This is a genomic window from Bradyrhizobium sp. SRL28 (genome assembly GCF_018596315.1).
Lineage (GTDB): Bacteria > Pseudomonadota > Alphaproteobacteria > Rhizobiales > Xanthobacteraceae > Bradyrhizobium.
The window spans coordinates 1-2,317 of record NZ_JAHEAG010000132.1; the positions used below are offsets into that span (position 1 = coordinate 1).

Consider the following 2,317-nt stretch of genomic DNA (forward strand, 5'->3'; position numbering starts at 1 on the left):
GAATGCTGAAAAGTGAGTCTCCCCGCACCGCCCGCCGCGCCGCATCATCGAAGCGGTCATGTTTGACCGGCCGATCGGTTCAATGTCGGCGCGCGAGCTTCTATCCTTGTCCGAGGATGCGTGGGGTACTCTTCGGGATCGGCTAACGGACGGCGCCCGTGGTAGCCAAGACGGGTTGACGGCCAAGTGCCTGCGCTGCGAAAGCCGCGTTTTTATTCAGATACGAAAGCAAGGCGAGCGCCGGCTACCCTATTTTGTGCTCTATAAGGGCGGGGATCCTAGAGAGCGGTTTTCGGTTGATGTGAATCGGAACAGTAAGGGGGTTCCCAGAGGCGCGCAAATCAGATTCGAGTTGCTTTGACAGCAACGGCGAGGTCGCGCGATGGCGAAGGGATACTCGAAGGACCTCAGGGCGCGGGCGGTTGCGCTTGTCGAAGACGGCGAGAGCAGACGGGAAGCGGCGCGGGTGCTCGGTCTCAGCGCCTCGACCGCAATCCGCTGGATCGAGCGCTGGGCGACAACGGGCAGTGTAGCGGCATTGCCCGGCACGGGCCACAGCCGCTCGCCGCTCGAGGCGCATCGCCAATGGCTGCTTGATCTGGTCGCAGCGGAGCCGGACTTGACGCTCGAAGAGATTCGCGCGCGGCTCAAGTCCGAGAAGCGGCTGAAAACCGGCACGACCTCGGTCTGGCGCTTCTACGAACGCCACGATATCACGTTCAAAAAAAACTCTGCACGCCGCCGAACAGGATCGTCCTGATGTCGCTGCAGCGCGTGCCGAGCTGAAGGTCGAGCAATCCAAGCTTGATGCGCCGCGCCTCGTGTTCATCGACGAGACGGCGGTTACGACCAAGATGGTCCGGCATCGCGGCCGCTCACCGCGTGGCGAGCGTCTCGTTGCGAGCGTGCCGCACGGCCACTGGAAGACGCTGACGCTTGTTGCCGCGTTGCGCATCAACGGCCTGACGGCGCCTTATGTCATTGACGGCGCGATGGATGGGCCATCGTTCCTCGCTTATGTTGAGCAGATCCTCGCGCCGATGCTGCGAAACGGCGATATTGTCTTCATGGATAACCTGCGCACCCACAAGATCGACGGCGTTCGCCAGGCGGTCGAAGCGGTCGGCGCCAAGGTGCGCTATTTGCCGGCCTACTCGCCGGACCTCAATCCGATTGAAATGGCATTCTCCAAGCTGAAGACGGCGCTGCGCAAGGGTGCCGCGCGCACCAGAAGGAGCGCGAACTGTACGAGCACCTCGCCGCCCATTTCAGGCAGCTTGCCGAGCAAATCGAAAAGGCCATGGCCGAACGGTCTGAGTGAGCGATTAAAAACCGTGCTGTCCGTTTCCTGCCGCCCCGCAAAGGAGAGAAGACGGCTTGATAAAGCTCCGCAATTCTAGTCACTTCATCCGAAGTCAGTTCAGAAAACTCATTCTCGCGGGCCCGATTGAGAGTCCGCCTGCATTCTGTTGCAGAAACCCGAAGAGATTGTTTAGCGTTCGTTCCGGCATGTCGACGATATTCTCGACCCCTCGTGCGGAAGGTATCGAAGCTCTGCAAAAATCGGGTTTCCTTCGGAAGATCCTGTTCGACGGTCCTCTGCACGCATTCGTACAGAAACTCGGCGTGTGGCGTCGCGTCGAAGAAGCGGTAAAAGTCGCCCGGTATCGTTCACGACCTTCATGTTGCCTTGTGGCGTCGGCTCCCCATTCAACACACGGAAGCAATCTAATCGAATAGCTTTCCAGCACTTCCTTGTATTCGCTGATCTTGTCGAGAGTGACTGCCGAAACCGGAATGTCGATTCCAGCGGGATTGAAATCCTCGTCGTGCCAGAACATGGTGCATCAGCTATCGGTGAATGCGGCCATTGCCGTCCTCAAAGCGGTGGATAAAGACGAAACCGAAGGCCAGCACGGCGGCGGCGACGACTGGATCAAGCTCATTTTCCGCCGCATGATCGAACGCGATTGGTCCGCGGACCAGGGAGGCGATATCTTCGTGGCGCGCGCTGATATGATCCGGGATCGGTCTTTGCGTCTCGCGGTCGTGGTCGCCGACGAAACCAGCTTCGGTACGGAAGCCGAGCTTCACGAAGCGCTCATCGCCGATCGCGATGCGCTGCACGCGTAGAACCTCTGCCTCATCGAGCGGTCCCCGTCCCGCCTTCCCGATGACCATTCCCCATCGCTGGATACGGTCCTGCGGTGGTCTCTCGCCTTCTATTGACGTAGCTCGACTTTGAGTCTTTGAGGAGAAGAACGGCAGCGGTTCGCGCGAGCAGATCTTTTGGAATCTGGCTCACTACGGCGCGGGC

The 2,317-nt window shown here is 59.8% G+C and carries 1 protein-coding gene and 1 pseudogene; one reads left to right on the forward strand and one right to left on the reverse strand.

All coding sequences use genetic code 11. The features are described from left to right. Positions 1 to 382: 382 nt before the first annotated feature. Positions 383 to 1,259 (forward strand): annotated as a pseudogene (locus KIP88_RS48955) (IS630 family transposase); the annotation flags it as partial. Between the two features lie 592 nt (positions 1,260 to 1,851). On the opposite strand, the gene KIP88_RS48420 reads toward KIP88_RS48955, so the two are convergent. Further along, the gene (locus KIP88_RS48420; RefSeq protein WP_308163847.1) at positions 1,852 to 2,127 is read right to left on the reverse strand and encodes a Fic family protein; all 276 of its coding nucleotides are present in this window, start codon (positions 2,125 to 2,127) and stop codon (positions 1,852 to 1,854) included. Between the last annotated feature and the right edge of the window lie 190 nt (positions 2,128 to 2,317).